This window comes from Roseomonas sp. F4, assembly GCF_053891155.1.
The window spans coordinates 434,686-450,208 of the sequence record NZ_JBSSHK010000006.1; the positions used below are offsets into that span (position 1 = coordinate 434,686).

General features: G+C 70.3%; 16 protein-coding genes and 1 tRNA gene. 8 read left to right on the forward strand and 9 right to left on the reverse strand.

The genetic code is table 11. The features are described 5' to 3' along the window. Positions 1-8: 8 nt before the first annotated feature. Entirely contained in the window at positions 9-422 is a 414-nt protein-coding gene (locus tag ACVFYP_RS25075; RefSeq protein ID WP_499202966.1) for a cyclophilin-like fold protein, read from the reverse strand. 143 nt (positions 423-565) lie between these two features. Here ACVFYP_RS25075 and ACVFYP_RS25080 point away from each other — a divergent pair, with 143 nt between their 5' ends. Next, positions 566-1,459 carry a LysR family transcriptional regulator gene (locus ACVFYP_RS25080; RefSeq protein WP_499202967.1) on the forward strand — a complete coding sequence of 298 codons (894 nt, stop codon included), beginning with the start codon at positions 566-568 and terminating at the stop codon, positions 1,457-1,459. Between the two features lie 99 nt (positions 1,460-1,558). On the opposite strand, the gene asnB is transcribed toward ACVFYP_RS25080, so the two are convergent. Genes asnB through ACVFYP_RS25095 form a run of 3 tightly spaced genes read right to left on the reverse strand, consistent with a single transcriptional unit; the run spans position 1,559 to position 5,285 of the window. Beyond that, positions 1,559-3,322: an asparagine synthase (glutamine-hydrolyzing) gene (gene asnB, locus ACVFYP_RS25085; RefSeq protein WP_499202968.1), complete on the reverse strand. Its 1,764-nt coding sequence runs from the start codon at positions 3,320-3,322 to the stop codon at positions 1,559-1,561. Continuing rightward, positions 3,322-4,374, reverse strand: a complete 1,053-nt coding sequence (locus ACVFYP_RS25090; RefSeq protein ID WP_499202969.1) for a glycosyltransferase — start codon at positions 4,372-4,374, stop codon at positions 3,322-3,324. Before ACVFYP_RS25090 ends, asnB begins: the two co-directional genes overlap by 1 nt. Further along, positions 4,371-5,285 carry a glycosyltransferase family 9 protein gene (locus ACVFYP_RS25095; protein ID WP_499202970.1) on the reverse strand — a complete coding sequence of 305 codons (915 nt, stop codon included), beginning with the start codon at positions 5,283-5,285 and terminating at the stop codon, positions 4,371-4,373. Before ACVFYP_RS25095 ends, ACVFYP_RS25090 begins: the two co-directional genes overlap by 4 nt. A 106-nt stretch (positions 5,286-5,391) precedes the next feature. Here ACVFYP_RS25095 and ygfZ point away from each other — a divergent pair, with 106 nt between their 5' ends. Next, entirely contained in the window at positions 5,392-6,225 is an 834-nt protein-coding gene (ygfZ, locus tag ACVFYP_RS25100; protein ID WP_499202971.1) for a CAF17-like 4Fe-4S cluster assembly/insertion protein YgfZ, read from the forward strand. Continuing rightward, positions 6,225-6,950 carry a phosphotransferase gene (locus tag ACVFYP_RS25105; RefSeq protein WP_499202972.1) on the forward strand — a complete coding sequence of 242 codons (726 nt, stop codon included), beginning with the start codon at positions 6,225-6,227 and terminating at the stop codon, positions 6,948-6,950. Before ygfZ ends, ACVFYP_RS25105 begins: the two co-directional genes overlap by 1 nt. A gap of 7 nt (positions 6,951-6,957) precedes the next feature. Here ACVFYP_RS25105 and ACVFYP_RS25110 read toward each other — a convergent pair whose 3' ends face one another. From ACVFYP_RS25110 to ACVFYP_RS25120, 3 genes are all read right to left on the reverse strand, one after another. Next, positions 6,958-7,575: a hypothetical protein gene (locus ACVFYP_RS25110; RefSeq protein ID WP_499202973.1), complete on the reverse strand. Its 618-nt coding sequence runs from the start codon at positions 7,573-7,575 to the stop codon at positions 6,958-6,960. A 138-nt stretch (positions 7,576-7,713) separates the two neighbouring features. After that, entirely contained in the window at positions 7,714-8,337 is a 624-nt protein-coding gene (locus ACVFYP_RS25115) for an isochorismatase family protein (protein WP_499202974.1), read from the reverse strand. Then, positions 8,334-9,533 carry an FAD-dependent oxidoreductase gene (locus ACVFYP_RS25120; RefSeq protein WP_499202975.1) on the reverse strand — a complete coding sequence of 400 codons (1,200 nt, stop codon included), beginning with the start codon at positions 9,531-9,533 and terminating at the stop codon, positions 8,334-8,336. The genes ACVFYP_RS25115 and ACVFYP_RS25120 overlap by 4 nt, the downstream gene beginning before the upstream one ends. A gap of 101 nt (positions 9,534-9,634) precedes the next feature. Between ACVFYP_RS25120 and ACVFYP_RS25125 the strand changes: the two genes are divergently transcribed. Further along, positions 9,635-10,453, forward strand: coding sequence for a S49 family peptidase (locus ACVFYP_RS25125; protein ID WP_499202976.1), 819 nt, complete (start codon positions 9,635-9,637; stop codon positions 10,451-10,453). On the opposite strand, the gene ACVFYP_RS25130 is transcribed toward ACVFYP_RS25125, so the two are convergent. Beyond that, positions 10,450-11,640 (reverse strand): amidohydrolase, encoded by a 1,191-nt coding sequence (locus tag ACVFYP_RS25130; RefSeq protein ID WP_499202977.1) that lies wholly within the window; start codon positions 11,638-11,640, stop codon positions 10,450-10,452. The genes ACVFYP_RS25125 and ACVFYP_RS25130 overlap by 4 nt on opposite strands. Positions 11,641-11,766: 126 nt before the next feature. Between ACVFYP_RS25130 and ACVFYP_RS25135 the strand changes: the two genes are divergently transcribed. The 4 genes from ACVFYP_RS25135 (at position 11,767) to ACVFYP_RS25150 (ending at position 15,285) form a co-directional block, all read left to right on the forward strand. After that, positions 11,767-12,444: an isochorismatase family protein gene (locus tag ACVFYP_RS25135; RefSeq protein ID WP_499202978.1), complete on the forward strand. Its 678-nt coding sequence runs from the start codon at positions 11,767-11,769 to the stop codon at positions 12,442-12,444. Then, complete coding sequence (locus ACVFYP_RS25140; RefSeq protein WP_499202979.1) at positions 12,441-13,835, forward strand: dihydroorotase; 1,395 nt, start codon at positions 12,441-12,443, stop codon at positions 13,833-13,835. Before ACVFYP_RS25135 ends, ACVFYP_RS25140 begins: the two co-directional genes overlap by 4 nt. 47 nt (positions 13,836-13,882) lie before the next feature. After that, positions 13,883-13,959: transfer RNA gene (locus ACVFYP_RS25145), tRNA-Arg, on the forward strand. Between the two features lie 369 nt (positions 13,960-14,328). After that, a complete protein-coding gene (locus ACVFYP_RS25150) occupies positions 14,329-15,285 on the forward strand; it encodes a LysR family transcriptional regulator (protein ID WP_168049705.1) in 957 nt (318 codons plus the stop codon). On the opposite strand, the gene ACVFYP_RS25155 is transcribed toward ACVFYP_RS25150, so the two are convergent. Then, positions 15,261-15,521 (reverse strand): DUF2274 domain-containing protein, encoded by a 261-nt coding sequence (locus ACVFYP_RS25155; protein ID WP_168049706.1) that lies wholly within the window; start codon positions 15,519-15,521, stop codon positions 15,261-15,263. The two genes, ACVFYP_RS25150 and ACVFYP_RS25155, sit on opposite strands and share 25 nt — an antisense overlap. Positions 15,522-15,523 lie beyond the last annotated feature (2 nt).

Sequence of the window (15,523 nt, forward strand, 5' to 3'; positions counted from 1 at the left end):
CATGGCCGTCATCGGCCTCGCTCGACGCGGATGGTGACGGCGCCCGGTCGGTCGAAGATCGAGACATCGCCGGTGACGCGGCCGAGCACGACGATGCCGGGCGCTGGAACGCGACCGCTTCGGGTGTAGACCACGAAGTCGCTCGCCCCCCACAAACCCAGGGTTCCGGCCGCGAAATCCACCTGTCGTTCCGCCGAGGGCAGTGCCTCGGGCAGCCGGCCGGTCTTCTCCTGCCGAAGGTGGTCGCGCATCGGGATCGACAGCGGCAGCATCTGAACGAGCCTGCGCGTGGCGGCGTTGTCGGCCAGCTCGGCGACGACCTCGCCCCAGTCGGACGATATCCGGATGCGCTCCTGTGCCATGGCGGGGCCAGCCGAGAGGGAGGCGGTCAGGACCGCCGCCCCGATGATGGATTTCAGCATGTGGTCTTCTCCAGGATGGAGCCGCTTCGTTGCGGCGGCCGGCCAGGGCCCGATGCCTGTTGCATGTGGCGGAACAGATGGCAGATGCGGTCCGGCGCGATTAGCCGGTAGAATCCGCATAGACCTTGAAGCAGGACTTCATAATGCCGCAGGCCGACCTGAATGACCTCCAGGCCTTCCGCGCCGTGGCCCAGGAGCGGAGTTTTACGCGCGCCGCAGCGCAGATCGGCGTGTCACCCTCGGCGCTGAGCCAGACGCTCCGCGGGCTGGAGGCGCGGCTTGGGCTCCGACTGCTGACCCGCACCACCCGCAGCGTCGCCCCCACCGAAGCCGGTGAGCGCCTGCTGAGAGCCCTGGGCCCGGCCTTCGACGGGATCGAGGCTGCGCTTGCCGCGCTCGGCGACCTGCGAGAGAGGCCGTCCGGCACCATCCGCATCACCGCGGGGGAGCACGCGACCGAGATGGTGCTGTGGCCGGCGCTTGAGAGGCTGCTCCCGGCCTATCCGGACATCACGGTCGAGGTGCATGTGGACAACACGCTCGCCGACCTCGCGGCCGGGCGTTTCGACGCCGGCATCCGCATCGGCGAGCTGGTGGGGAAGGACATGGTGGCGGTGCGCATCGGGCCGGAGCTGCGCATGGCGGTGGTCGGCGCGCCGGCGTATTTCGAGCGGAGGCCGCCGCCGAAGACGCCGCAGGATCTGATCGGCCACGCCTGCATCAACATACGCCTGCCGACGCATGGCGGGGTCTACGCCTGGGAGTTTGAAAAGGACGGGCGCGAGCTCCGCGTGCGCGCCGAAGGGCCGCTGGTGTTCAACGTGGCACCCCCGCTACTGAGGGCGGCCCTTGCGGGGCTCGGTCTGGCCTATGTGTTCGAGGACCAGGCGCGGGCGCACCTCGCGGAGGGTCGGCTGGTGCGCGTGCTGGCCGACTGGTGTCCGCCCTTTGCGGGCTACCATCTCTACTATCCGAGCCGACGTCAGCCCACGCCGGCCTTCGCCCTGCTGGCGAACGCGCTGCGCTTCAGGGAATGAGGCGGTCGAACCGCATTGTCTCGCCTGGACGTGCTGTGTCGCCTGAAGGTCCTCTCAGGGCCGGGATGCGATGTTGCGCGCCCGTTCGGACACCGGCTCTCACCCCCCCAGCACCTGCCACACATCGCCCCGCACATCCCGCCGCTCCACATGGGCGCGGTGCCACAGCGCATAAAACAGCAAGTGCCATGCGGCGAAGCCGCGATGCTTGTCGCCGGCGGCGTTGCGGAACAGGGCGGTGACGCGGTCGGGCCGGGCCACTTCCGCCACCCCGGCCTGTGCCGCGACCAGCGGCCCGAGGCGTTCCCCCACCCCGCCAATCCAGGCCGCGACTGGCACCGTAAAACCCTGCTTTGGCGCGAAGGGCTTCGCGCCCGGAACATGCCGGGCGGTCCAGGCGCGCAAAAGCCATTTGCCGGTACGGCCGCGCACCTTCAGGGAATCCGGCAGCCGAAAGGCGCAGTCCGCCACGGCCGGGTCGAGGAAGGGCGTCCGCCCTTCCAGCGCATGGGCCATCAGGCAGCGGTCGAGCTTCGTCAGCAGGTCGTTCGGCAGCCAGTCGGCGATGTCCGCCGCCTGCGCCGCCTGCAGCCGGCTGCGGCCGGGCAGGGCGGTCGCGGCCTCCGCCGCCGTGATGCCGTCCCGCCAGGCGCGGGGCGTCTCCCGCAGCACGTTCTTCACATGGTCGAAAGCGCCCGTGGCGCGGGGCCGGCGGCCCCAGAGCCACCAGGGCCGCATGGCGCTGCGGTAGCGGCCATAGCCGCCGAACAGCTCGTCCCCACCCTCCCCGGACAGCACCACCTTCACATCCTGCCGCGCTCGCTGGGCCAGGAACCAGGTGGGGATGATGGCGTAGTCCGCCGCCGGATCGTCCATCGCCGCGACGATCTTGGGCAACTCGCGCCAGACATCCGCCTCGGTCACGGTGATGGTGGTGTGCAGCGCGCCGTGGGCCTTCGCCGCCGCCTCCGCCGCCGCGCGCTCATCCGCCGCGCCGGGCACGTCGAAGCTCGCGGTGAAGGCGCGCACGGGCTGGCTGTTCAGCCGCGCCATCATCGCCAGCACCGCCCCGGAATCGATGCCGCCCGACAGGAACAGGCCATAGGGCACGTCGCTGCGCTGGTGCAGCCGCACGCTATCCTCGAAGGCGGCGTCGAGGCGGGTTAGCGCCTCCTCCTCCGTCATCGGCACCGGCCCGCCTTCCGGCAGCGCGGCGCGGCGGTGGCGCTCCACGATCGCGCCATCGGCGATCACCACGGTTTCGCCGGGCAGAATTCGGGAAATGCCGCCAAAGATGGTCTCGGCGCCGGTGGTGAACTGCGATTGCAGCAGCTCGTCCCGCGCCTCCGCCCGCACCACGGGCTTCACCAGCCCGGCGGCGATCAGCGCCTGGGGCTCGGAGGCGAAGGCGATGCCGCCCTCCACCTCGGCGAGGTACATGGGCTTGATGCCGAAGGGGTCGCGCGTCAGCACCAGGCGGCGCGTGGCGCGGTCATGCAGCGCCATGGCATACATGCCGCGCATCGCCTGCGCCGTCGCCTCGATGCCGTCGCGGCGGTACAGGTGCAGCGGCGGTTCGCAGTCGGAACCGGTGGCGCAGACCAGCGCATGCGCCTGCCGCAGCTCGATGTAGTTGTAGACCTCGCCGTTCGCGACCAGCGTGGCCGGCCCGGCGAACAGGGGCTGGTCGCCGGTCGCCAGGTCGATGATCGCCAGGCGATTATGGGCGAGGCCGACATTGTCGGCGATATGCACACCCTCCCCATCCGGCCCGCGATGCGCCAGGGCGCCCAGCATGGCCTTGAGGATCGCCGGATCGGGCGTCAGGCCCTGGCGCAAAGCGAGGCCGGCGATGCCGCACATCAGGCCGTTCCCCCGTGGCGCTGGGCGGCTTCTTCCAGGAATCGCGACCAGGCGGCCAGCGCGGCCGCTTCGGCATGTTCGTCCAGGAAGGCGGCGCGGCCCGCGGCGCCGAGCGCGGCGGCGCGGTCCGGATGGTCCAGCAGGGTGGTGATGGCGGCGGCCAGGGCCGGCGCATCGCCGATCGGCACCAGCATCCCGTTCTCCTCCGGCCTGATGACCTCGCAGGGTCCATCGGCCATGGTTGCCACCACGGGGCGGCCCGCCGAAAAGCCTTCCAGCACGACATTCCCCAAGGGCTCGATCCGCGACGGCACCACCAGCATCTGACTGGCCGCCAGCAGTGGCCCCACATCCTGGCGCCATCCGAGGAAGGCAACCCGCCGCCCCAGCCCGAGTTCCCCGGCCAGGGTTTCGAGCATGATCCGTTCCGGCCCCTCCCCTGCCAGCGCCAGATGTACCTGCCCTGGCAGCAGCGCCATGGCGCGCAGCAGGGTCGCGAAATCCTTGTTGGGATGCAGCCGGCCCATGGCCAGCAGCGGGATGGCGCCCGGCGCGAAGGGCAGCGTGGCGGGCGGTGCCCCCAGAAGATCGGCGGCGAAATTGGGCACCCGTCGCACCCGGTCCGCCGGCCAGCCTTGCGCGGTGATCCAGTCGCACAGCCCCTGGGTATTGGCGGCCAGCAGGTCGCAGGCGCTGTAATGCCGCAGCGGATAGGCGCCGCCGAGCCGCCCCGTCATGGCCCAGGGCGGATTGCGGCCGGAGGCGGCGCGGGCAAAGCCGGCGGCGCGGCTCATCCAGGCCACCACCACCTGCGGCCGGAATTTTTTCAATTCGCGACCCAGGCGCGGTGCGGTCAGCCAGTCCAGGGGGCCGCCGAAGCGGAGCTGCACGGGGGGCAGGCCGCCCTCGGTCAGGCGCGCGGCGCGGCCGGGCTCACGCCGGATCACCGGCAGCACCTCCATGCCGGCGCGGTGCTGGGCCAGGACCAGGCGCTCGAAGAAGGCCTCAGCCCCGCCCTGGGCGGCACCGGCCATGACATGCGCGACCCTCATGCGGGCACCGGCGCGGCCAGCAGCCGTTCCGCTGCGGCCAGAACGCGGTCGGCGGGCAGGTCGGTCATCGGGGATTCGAAGGGCGGGCCATCGGCCTCCACCGCCACGGCATGCGGGCCGGTCGGACCATATTCCGCGGCGCTACTGCGGCCGAACAGGCCGATGGTCGGCACCCCGGTGGCGGCGGCCAGATGCATCAGGCCGGAATCATTGCCGAGGAACAGCGCCGCCCGGCGCAGCACCGCCGCGACCTCCGGCAGCGTGAGGTTGCCGACGAGATCGACCGCACCCGGAAAGGCGGCCAGCACCGGCGCCGCCATCTCCCGCTCCCCCGTGCCCGGCCCACCCAGCACCGCGATCCGCGCGCCGGCCAGCGCGCCGCCGGGGGCGGTCAGCGCCTGGGCCACCTGCACGAAGCGATCGGCCGGCCAGACTTTCTCGGACCAGTTGGCGGTCGGCCCCAGCACCAGCCAGGGGCCGCCGGGCAGCAGGGCGGCGGCGCGGGCCGCATCCTCCGGCGCTGTCCAGGCGACCGGCAGCGGCGGCGGCGCCAGGCCGAACAGCGCGCCGAGATGGGTCAGGCGATGGCCCGCCCTGCGCCCGCCCTTGCCCGTCAGCCGCCGCCGCGCCGGCACCAGCCAGGCGAGCGCGGAGGCGCGCAGATCCACCACCAGGTCCCAGCGGGTGAAGGCCACCTGCCGCCAGAGGTCGAGCCAGTGCAGCGAGCCGCGCCGCTTGGCCAGCACGATCAGCTTTTCCAGACCCGGCATGCGGGTGAAGACGCCGGCCGCCGCCGGGCCGCAGGCGACGGTGATCCGCGCCCCCGGATGGGTGCGAAGCAGGTGATCGAGCAGCCCCGTGGACAGGACCGCATCGCCGATCCGGGTGGCGGTGACGAAGAGGATGCGCATGCAGGACGCGGCCATAGCACGGCCATCGGAGCCGCCCCAAACAGGCGCGCTGCCGATTGCGCTTCCGAATGTTGCAACCGCACAGTCGCCGGCCCATCTGGCGCTTATGCCGATAGCCCATCTGAGCGGACGTGGTGTTGTGGAGCTGACCGGGCCGGACCGGCTCGGCTTCCTGCAAGGCCTTGTGTCCAATGACGTCGCCGCTGCCACACCCGAACGCGCGGTCTGGGCTGCGCTGCTGACGCCGCAGGGCAAGTGGCTGGCCGATTTCTTCATCCTGGCGGAAGCCGAGCGGCTGCTGCTGGATGTGGAGGCCGATCAGCTGGACATGCTGGTGCAGCGGCTGTCGCGCTTCCGGCTGCGCGCCAAGGTGGTGCTGCGCGATGCCTCGGCGGAGTTGGCGGTGCTGGCGGCCTGGGGTGGCACGATGCCGCCGCCCGGGACGATCGCCGCCCCCGATCCCCGCCTGCCGGAGGCCGGCTGGCGCCTGCTGGCCGACCGCTCCGTGCCGCTGCCGGTGGCGGATGCGACGGAAGCGGATTGGGACCTGCACCGCCTGCGTCTCGGCCTGCCCGATGGCACGCGCGACCTGGAGGCGGAGAAGACCGTGCTGCTGGAAGCCGGCTTCGACGAGCTCGGCGGCGTGTCCTGGTCCAAGGGCTGCTATATGGGGCAGGAGCTGACGGCGCGGACCAAGTATCGCGGCTTGCTGAAGCGCCGGATTTTCCCGGTGACGGTGGAAGGTGGGCTGCCGCCGGCCGGCACGCCGGTGCTGCGCGATGGGGTGGAGGTGGGCGCCATGCGCTCCGCCCGCGATGGCCACGGGCTGGCGCTGCTGCGGCTGGATGCGGTGGCGCCGGGCGTGGCGCTGACCGCCGATGGGGCGGTGCTGACGCCCTTCGTGCCGGGCTGGATGAAGCTGCCCGCCGCCGCGGAGTGATGCGGGAGGAGCCGCTTTCGGGCGGTCGCGACACGCGCGGCGTGGTGCGGGTTGGTGAGACCGTGCGGCGCCCGCGCAAAGTTTCTTCCGCTTTTGTCCGCGAGCTGCTGCGGCATCTGGAGCGGGCGGGATTCGGCGGCGTGCCGCGGCATCTCGGCGAGGATGCGGCGGGGCGCGAGATTTTCGACTACATCCCCGGCGAGGTGCCCGCCAAGTTCCGCTATTTTGCGGACGATCAGGTGGCGGAGGCGGCGCGGCTGCTGCGTGGCTTCCACGACGCGACGCGCGGCAGCGCCGTGGCCGGCCCGAGCCCGGTGGTCTGTCACCACGATGCCGGGCCGAACAACACGGTGTTCCGATCCGGCCGCCCCGTGGCCTTCATCGATTTCGACTATGCCGCGCCGGGCGAGCCCTTGGTCGACCTGGCCTATATGGGCTGGAGCTGGTGCATCTCCTCCCGCCCCGATCGCGGGCCGCCGGCCATCCAGGCGGCGCAGCTGCGGTGCCTGGCGGATGCCTATGGCTTGGATGCGGCCGCCCGGTCGGGGCTGGTGCCGGCCATCATCCAGCGGCAGGCGGCGAACAAGGTGCTGTGGCAGCAGCGCCTGACCCATTTTGACGGGCCACCGACGCCGCGCGCAAAAATCCAGGAAGTGATCGACTGGTCGGAGCGGGAGATGCGCTTCACCGAGGCGCATCGCGACCGCTTCACCCAGGCATTATGACGCCGCATCAGCGCCGTGGGCGGGTTTCCACCTGGGGGTAGTGCACGCAGGCCTCATGCACGGGCACCATGGTGATGCCGCCACGCGGCGCATATTCCACCACCGGTTGCCCGAGGAAGGATGTGCGGACGGACCCCAGATAGCCGGTCATCTCCAGCCGGGCATAGCCGGACCGCCGCATGGCGTTCCACAGCGCCTCCGCATAGGACACGCCCGTTGATTCAGCGACGAGGCCGGAGCCGCAGGCAAAAAGCCGCAGGTCAACGAAATCCTTGCGCAGCCCTTCCTTGTCCAGGTGCCGGGCGAATTCCGGGGCGAGCCAGGACTTCATCACCCCGCCTTCCCATTCCCGCCCGACCTGCACGCCGCCCCGATCCGCGCCGATGCGGCGGGAACCCCTGGCGGCGCCGTGGGCGATGACGAACAGCGTGTCCTCGGTGCCAAGCACCTTCAGCATACCGTTGCCGAACAGCCGCCGCACGGCCTTCAGCCCGCCGGAGCTGGTATTGGCGATGACCGGGCATTCCGGCCGGCCGGTGCGGCGCAGGTCGGCGTTCCAGTCATTGGCGAAGTCCATCATCTCCGCAGAGCCTACCGGGAGGTAGAGGTAGGTCAGGCCAGGCATTTCTTTCTACCCCTGCGGGATTGGACGGAGAGATAACCACTCCGCCGCGGGGTGGGATAGAATGCCGGGCGCGCAATCGGCCGCATTTTCGATCGTCGGGCCGCTATCCCCCGGCAGGGCATTGGCAGAGCCTGCGGTCTACCCCGCCGCTGCCTCGATCTCCGACCGTGTCATCAGATCCGCGTATTTCTGGCCCATGTCGAACAGGTTCGCCTCATGCGGCCCGATCGCGCGGTCGCCGACGCAATCCGTCGCGACGATGGTCCGAAAGTTGTGCTGCAGGCTGTCCACCACGGTGGCGCGCACGCAGCCGCTGGTCGTGCAGCCCGTGACCACCAGCGTATCGGCGCCCTGGTAGCGCAGCCAGGAAGCGAGGTTGGTATCGAAGAAGCCGCTGGCGCCCTGCTTGCGCACGATGTGTTCGCCCGGAACAGGCGTCAGCTCCGGCACGATCTGCGACAGCGGCGAATGCTCGGTCAGCTTCAGCAGGGAGGGCGCCTTCAGCGTGAAGACGCCGGCATCCGAGCCATCCTCCGCATAGACCACGCGGGTATGCGCCACCGGCCAGCCATGGGCGCGGGCGAAGGCCAGCAGCTTCACGGTCTGCTCGATGGCGGGCGCGATGTTGCCGCCACCAAAATGCTCGGGGTCGGCGAAACCCACGACGAAATCGACCATGACCAGCGCCGGCCGCTTTCCCATGCCGGCGGTCTGGCCCATGCCCTGGCGGTGGTAGATCTCGGCCTCGGGATGTCCGCTCATGCCACGCTCTCCAGGTCTCGCAGGGATTGGATCATGGACGAGCGCAGCAGATAGGCGCGGTGCTTCGCCGAGTCCGCCACGGTGGCGCGCAGCTCGTCGTGATAGGCGCGGCGCGCTTCGGGGTCGCGTTGGTTCAGGATCTGCCGGTTGCGCAGCGCCTGCTGCTGCACGACGTCGAGCGCCACCTTGCGACGCTGGCGCTGGTAGCGGCCCATGCTGGAAAGGTCGGCACCCTTCCACACGGCGGTCAGCTTTTCCGCCAGGTTGAAGGCATCATGGATACCGCCATTCATGCCCATGCCGCCGAGCGGGTTGTTGATGTGGGCGGCATCGCCGGCCAGGAAGACCCGGCCATGGACATAATCGTCCACCACCCGCTCATGCACCCGGTAGCCGGTGCGATGCACCACCTCATAGCCCTTCGGGTTCGGCACCACCGCCTGAAGGCGCTCGTTCATCCGCGCCGGTGCGGTCATCTGTTCCTCCGTCTCCTCCGGATCGGTGGGGAACAGCACGCGCCAGAGCGAGGCGGTGCGCAGCAGTACGAACCATTCCTGCGGGTCGGAGATGTAGGAGATATCCGCGAGGTCCGGGATCGCCTCATGGAAGGGGAAGGTGGTGGACATGGAGAGGAAGATTTCGGGGATCGTCTGGCCGCGGAATTCCGTGCCCACCGCGCGGCGTACGGCGCTGCGCGCGCCATCGGCGCCGATCAGGTAGCTGCCGGAGAGCTTTTCCGTGCTGCCATCCGCGCGCTCGATGGTCAGAGTCACGCCATCCGCATCCTGCGCCACATCCGCCGCGCGGGCGTCGTAGATGAAGGTGACATCCGGATTCGCCGCCATCCGGTCGCGCAGCATCTGCGTCAGCCGCCACTGCTCGCATTGCAGGCGATAGGGATGGTCGGTGTCGGCGGAGAGCACGCCCATGTCGAAGGTGGCGATGGGGCCGGTGGCGCGGTCGCGGAACTGCCAGTTCGGGCAGACCAGCCCCTGTTCGATCAGGCTGTCCACCACGCCGAATTTGCCGAGCATGTCGAGCGTCGGCGGGTGGAAGGTGGAGGCGCGAAGGTCGCTCGGCAGCTCCCGCGCCTGCTCCACCACGGTGACGGGAATAGCCTCTCCGGCCAGATAGGCGGCGGCGACCATGCCGACCGGTCCGGCGCCGGCAATCAGGACAGGGGAAGGCTTGGCCATCGGGAACCCTCGGGAGATGTTGTCCGGACAATGACCCGTCACGAGGCCGGGCGGAAGGGGTGGCGCCTTGTTCCGCGGGGGCGGCGGCGTATCTGGGAAGGATGCAGATTCCCTTCCTGTCCAAAGCCCCCCGTATCGCCGTGCTGCGGCTGTCCGGCCTGATCGCGGCGCGCCCGGCCAGCGCCTTCGCCGCCGCCGGCATCAGCGCCCAGGCCACCGGCCCGCTGATCGAGCGCGCCTTCGCTATCAAGCGTCTGTCGGCCGTGGCGCTGATCATCAACTCGCCCGGCGGGTCCCCGGTGCAGTCCAGCCTTGTGGCCCAGCGCATCCGCCGGCTGGCGGAGGAAAAGAAGGTCCCCGTCACCGCCTATGTCGAGGATGCGGCGGCCTCCGGCGGTTATTGGCTGGCCTGCGCGGCGGATGAGATCGTGGCCGACCCGGCCAGCATTCTGGGGTCCATCGGCGTCATCAGCGCCGGCTTCGGGCTGGAGGAGGCGATCGGCCGTATCGGCGTGCGCCGCCGCCTGCACACCGCCGGCGAGAACAAGAGCTTCTTGGACCCCTTCCGGCCGGAGGAGCCGGAGGATGTGGCGCGGCTGGAGGCGCTGCTGAACGACCTGCACGAGACCTTCCGGGACTGGGTCCGCAGCCGGCGTGGCGCGAAGCTGACGGCGCCGGAATCGGAGCTGTTCAGCGGCCGCTTCTGGATCGGCAAGCGCGCGGTGGAGCTGGGGCTGGCGGACCGGCTGGGGGAGGTCTCGGCCGATCTGCGCGCCCGCTTCGGGGAGAAGGCGCAATTGCTGAACATCGGTGGGCGCCGGCCACCCTGGCCGCTGCGGCTGCTGTCGGGCGCAACTCTGGCGGAAGGGGCGATGGCGGCGGTGGAGGAAAGGGCGGCCTGGGCGCGGCTGGGGGTTTAGCCGGCCGGGCGAGCCACGATGCGGCCGGCCTTGACCACCAAGGCGCGGGGCGGGGCGCCGGCGACGGCTTCCGGCACATCCCCGGCGGCGACGAGTACCAGATCGGCGGGGGCGCCTTCGGCCAGCAGGGGCGCGGGCAGGCCCATCACCCGGGCGGGGGCGGTGGTGACGAGGTCCAGTGCCAGGCGCAGTTCGGCATCGGTCAGCAGCGCGGCGCGATAGCCGACCAGGCGGGCGCGTTCCAGCATGTCGCCATGGCCATAGGGCGACCAGGCGTCGCGGATATTGTCGGAGCCGACGAAGACCGTGACGCCCTCCGCCACCAGTCGCTTCACCGGGGGAATCGCCTCCGGCCCCGGGCCATTGGTCATGATGGCGACGCCGGCTTCCGCCAAAGCGGCGGCGGTGCGGGCCAGCGTGCCCTCCGCGACCTCGCCCAGCGCATAGGCGTGGCTGACGGCGACGCGCCCTTGCAGTCCGGCCGCCCTGGTCCGTGCGGCGATGCGGCGCAGCTCGAAGGCGCCCAGCTCGCCGGGGTCGTGCAGATGGATGTCGATGGGCACGCCATGGCGCTCGGCGATGCCGAAGACGATGGCGAGCTGCGCCTCGATATCCTCATCGATGCCGGCGGGGTCGAGGCCGCCCACCAGATCGGCGCCGGCGGCCACCGCGGCCTCCAGCACCGCGGCATGCCGCACCACGCCGGATTGCGGGAAGGCGACGATCTGCATCGACAGCAGATGCGCCACCTGTTCGCGCAGCGCCAGCAGCGCCTCCAACCCCTTCAGGCCGGTGTCGGAATCCACGTCGACATGGGTGCGGATGGCGGTGGTGCCCTGGGCGGAGATCTTGTCCACCAGTCGCCGGGCGCGCACCGCCATGGGCTCGGCGATGGCGCGCAGCTGCGCTTTTTCCGCGGCGATCCTGCCGGCGACGCTGCCATCCGGCCGATGCGGCATCCAGGGCAGGCCGAGGAAGGTCTTGTCCAGATGGATATGCCCATCCACCAGGCCGGGCAGCGCCAGCAGCCCGCCGCAGGCCTCCACCCTGTCGCCAGGCAGGGTGTTGGCTGGGGCGATGCGGGCGATTCGGCCGGCCCGAAGGCCCAGGTCCACCAAGCCCAGCTCGGGGGCGGCGCCGGCGATCCGCAGATCGGCGAGGATCAGGTCGAAGGGGTCATCCTGCATGCCCGGGCATGTGCCACGACCCGGCAGTGGCGGGCCAGATCATTTGCGGAGATGGTCATTTCTAGGATACATCTTGTGTGCGGTCGGCCATCCTCGCCACCCGCAAAGCGCCCGGGGGAGCGACGCATGAAGCCGTGGGATGGGATCATCTCGGAGGAGGAGCAGCGGGCCTACAACGCCGCCGGCTTCGGTCGCCGCGCCGGGCTCGGCCGCAAGCCGGCGCTGCTGGTGATCGACGTGCAGTACCGCACCATCGGCACCCGCCCAATGCCCTTCTGGGACGCGGTGAAGGAATACCCCACGAGTTGCGGCCAGGTCGGCTGGGAGGCGGTGGCGCAGATTCAGCGCCTGATGGCCCTATTCCGCAGCCGGGGCTGGCCGGTGCTGTACCCCCATGTCTCGCCCAAGGAGAGCTTCGACACCGGCCGGCTGGCGGCCAAGGTGCCGGCGCTGATGACGGTGCCGCAGGAAAGCTACGCCTTCGTCGCCGAGGTGGCGCCGCAGCCCGGTGACATCCTGCTGCCTAAGAAGCACCCCAGCGCCTTCTTCGGCACGCCGCTGGCCAGCTACCTGGTGGATCTCGGCGTCGACACGCTGGTGGTCACCGGCTGCACCACCAGCGGCTGCGTGCGCGGCTCCGTCGTCGATGCCTTTGCCTATAACTGGCGGGTGCTGGTGCCGCAGGACGCGGTCTATGACCGCTCCGCCACCTCCCACGCCGTGAACCTGTTCGACATGGCGGCGAAATACGCCGATGTGATGCCGACGGACGAGGCGCTGGCGGCGCTGGGCGCCCTGCCGTGACCCGCCACGACCTGCTGCTGCGCGGCGGAACCGCGGTGCTGCCGGGGCTCGGCCCGACCGCCTGCGACATCGCCGTGGCGGAGGGCCGCATCGCCGCCCTGCTCGCCCCGGGCGCGGCGGCGGAGGCGGCGGAGGTCTGGGACATCACCGGGCTGGTGGCGCTGCCGGGGGCGATCGACGCGCATCTGCACCTCGGCCACGGCGCCGACATCTCCCGTCCCCGGGTCCCGGAGGATGCGGCGCGGGAGAGTGGGGCGGCGGCGGCGGGCGGCATCACCTGCTTCCTGCCCTATTTGATGGCGACCGATCCCTTCTCGACCTTCTGGGAGGAGGTGGTGGCCGTCACCGAGGCGGGGTCGCGCATCGATTTCGGCTTCCACCCGATCATCTCCACCGAGGCGCAGCTGGCCGAGGTGCCGCTCTATGCCCGCGACTATGGCGCGCCGAGCTTCAAGATCTTCATGAACAACCGCGGCGGCGAGGGAAAGCGCCTCGGCCTGCCGGACATCGATGACGGCTTCCTGCTGCGCCTGGCGGAGGCGGCCGCCGCGCATGGCGGCATGGTCTGCCCGCATCCCGAGAACATCGAACTCGCCTGGGTCCGGCGCGCCCGGATCATGGCGGCGGACCCGGAGGGCAAGGGCGGGCTGGCAAGCTGGAACGCCTCCCGCCCCCCCTTCGTCGAGGCGGATGCGGTGCAGCGCGCGGGACTGGTGGGGCGAGAAGCGGGGGCGCCGGTCTATATCGTCCACACCTCCTCCGCCGCCGCGCTAGAGGCCGCGCTGCGCCAGCGCGCCGCCGGCGGCCGCATCTTCATCGAGACCTGCCCGCATTACCTGACCCATGACATCGGCTGGGAAGGCGGCGTGATCGGCAAGATCAACCCGCCCTTGCGGGAGGCTGCGGACCGGGAGGCGCTGTGGGCCGCACTGGCCGATGGGAGCGTCGACACGGTGGCGACGGACCATGTGCATCGCGACCTGACCGGCAAGGAAGGCGGCATCTGGAAGGCCTCCCCGGGTTGCCCGGGGATGGAGACGATGCTGCCCGTCCTGCTCTCCGAGGGCCATGCCAGGCGCGGCCTGCCTTTGGCGCGGATCGCCGAACTGGTGGCGGAGGGGCCGGCGCGGGCCATGGGCCTGTCCTCCAAGGGGCGGATCGCGCGGGGGCTGGACGCCGACCTGGCCCTGGTGGACCTGAAGGCGCGCTGGGTGGTGGAGCGGCAGGAGGTGCTCTCCGCCGCTGGATACTCCCTGTATGAGGGCTGGGAGCTGACCGGCCGCGTCGTGCATACCCTGGTCCGCGGCCTTCCGGCGCTGCGTGACGGGGCGCTGGACCCCGCGGCCATGGGCACCGGGCGCTACGTGAAACGGCGGCTGATGCACGGTTGATCGGGACTTCCCCAAGCCGTTTGGCCGGGCTATGGAGGTTGCGGCCAGGACCCGTAGCTCAGCTGGATAGAGCGCTGCCCTCCGAAGGCAGAGGTCGAAGGTTCGAATCCTTTCGGGTCCGCCAACTTATCTACACTAATCAACGCGCTAGTGGAAGCACTTCCGGGCCGGAGCGTGTCGCGCAGGCGCACGGAAGCACCACGGAAGCATGCGGTTGAAACCGGCCCTGAGTTAGTCGGTGCATGCGCGGCGGCTTGGCCTGCCAGTTTCGAGCCCACACTCTGAGCCGGCGACCGCTCACGCGGTCAGGCAAGGGGGGCTTACCGATCCCCCCCGAGCGCGCAAACTCAGCCCTTCCCGCCGAAATGTGATTGCAGCCAAATCGCAGGCTCAGGCAGGTTCGGCAGGATAACCTTTAAATCAAGGCCGGTCCTGCTGAGGTTGATTGCGCTCCAAGGCGTGCGCGGGTCGGGGTCGGCCGAAATTGTGGCCGGTGGCGGTGGAAGGAAAGCGCGGTTTAGGCCCCGTACCAGGGCATCTAAACGGATCGATCAATCTCCGGACGCTTCAGCTCGCCATCCATGTCGAGCGTCACGGTAGCATTCGACTCGCGGCTAAAGCCGCCAACATTACCGCTTCAGTCGTCAGCCGACGGATCGCCCTTCTGGAAGATGAGCTGGGCGTGTCTCTGTTCGAGCGGCGAACGTCAGGTCTTCGGCCAACCGCGGCGGGCGCTCGGTTTTTGGAGGCCGCGCGCCGGATGCTAGCCGAGCTCGATGGTGCGGCCGGTGCAGCCCGAGCAGCGGGCTCTGGCCTGGTCGGCCAGCTTGTCATCGGCACTTACTTCTCGGCCTCGAGCGGTCGCTTCCGCGATGCCCTCCTACGCTTTGTGGCACGGAATCGTCATGTCGAAATTTCGGTGGTCGAGGGCGATCGCGAACACCTACTTGGCGAACTGCGCCGCGGCCGAACAGACGTCGCGATCCTCCTCGGGCCCCACGACGAAACGGGCCTGGACCGACTTGCACTATGGCAGGAGACAGGCATGGTCGCCCTGAATGAGGGCCATCCCCTTTCCGCCTCGGACCTGGTCCCGTGGCGGGGCCTCGCGGGCGAGACATTCATCACCACATCCCGTGGATCCGGACGGGAGGCCCGCGCCACGGTCCAGAGGATGCTGCCTCACGAGCACCCAGCCCGCTTCGCGACGCACGATGTCAGTCGGGAGGGCATGTTCAACCTGGTCGGCACGGGGCTCGGCGTTGCCGTGCTCGCGGAGTCCGCTTCGGGCGCATCCTATCCTGGCGTCGTGTTCCGGCCAGTCGGTGACGAGGCAGGGCCGACGATGGTGGAGGCTGCGGCCTATTGGGATCCCAAGCGAGACAACCCTGCCCTGCGTCGGTTCCTGGCGCTACTTCGGGCCACTCAGAGGTCCCGTGGCGGCGTCTGAGGCTGCGGCATGCGTGACTTAGGCGCGGGCTTTCGGGCCGAGCGAAACCCCCTGTCACTCGCCAAGAAGCTGGCCATCATCGGCGCTACGAGCTTCGTCGGCTCCACCGGCTGGCTGGTTTCGCGTGAGAGCGCGTCGGCGTAGGCGACCAGGTCGCGATGCAGTCCGGCCGGCAGCTCCACGGTGAGCTTGACCGGACGGTCGTCGAGGATCGGACCGAGCTTTAGCTTCGGCATGG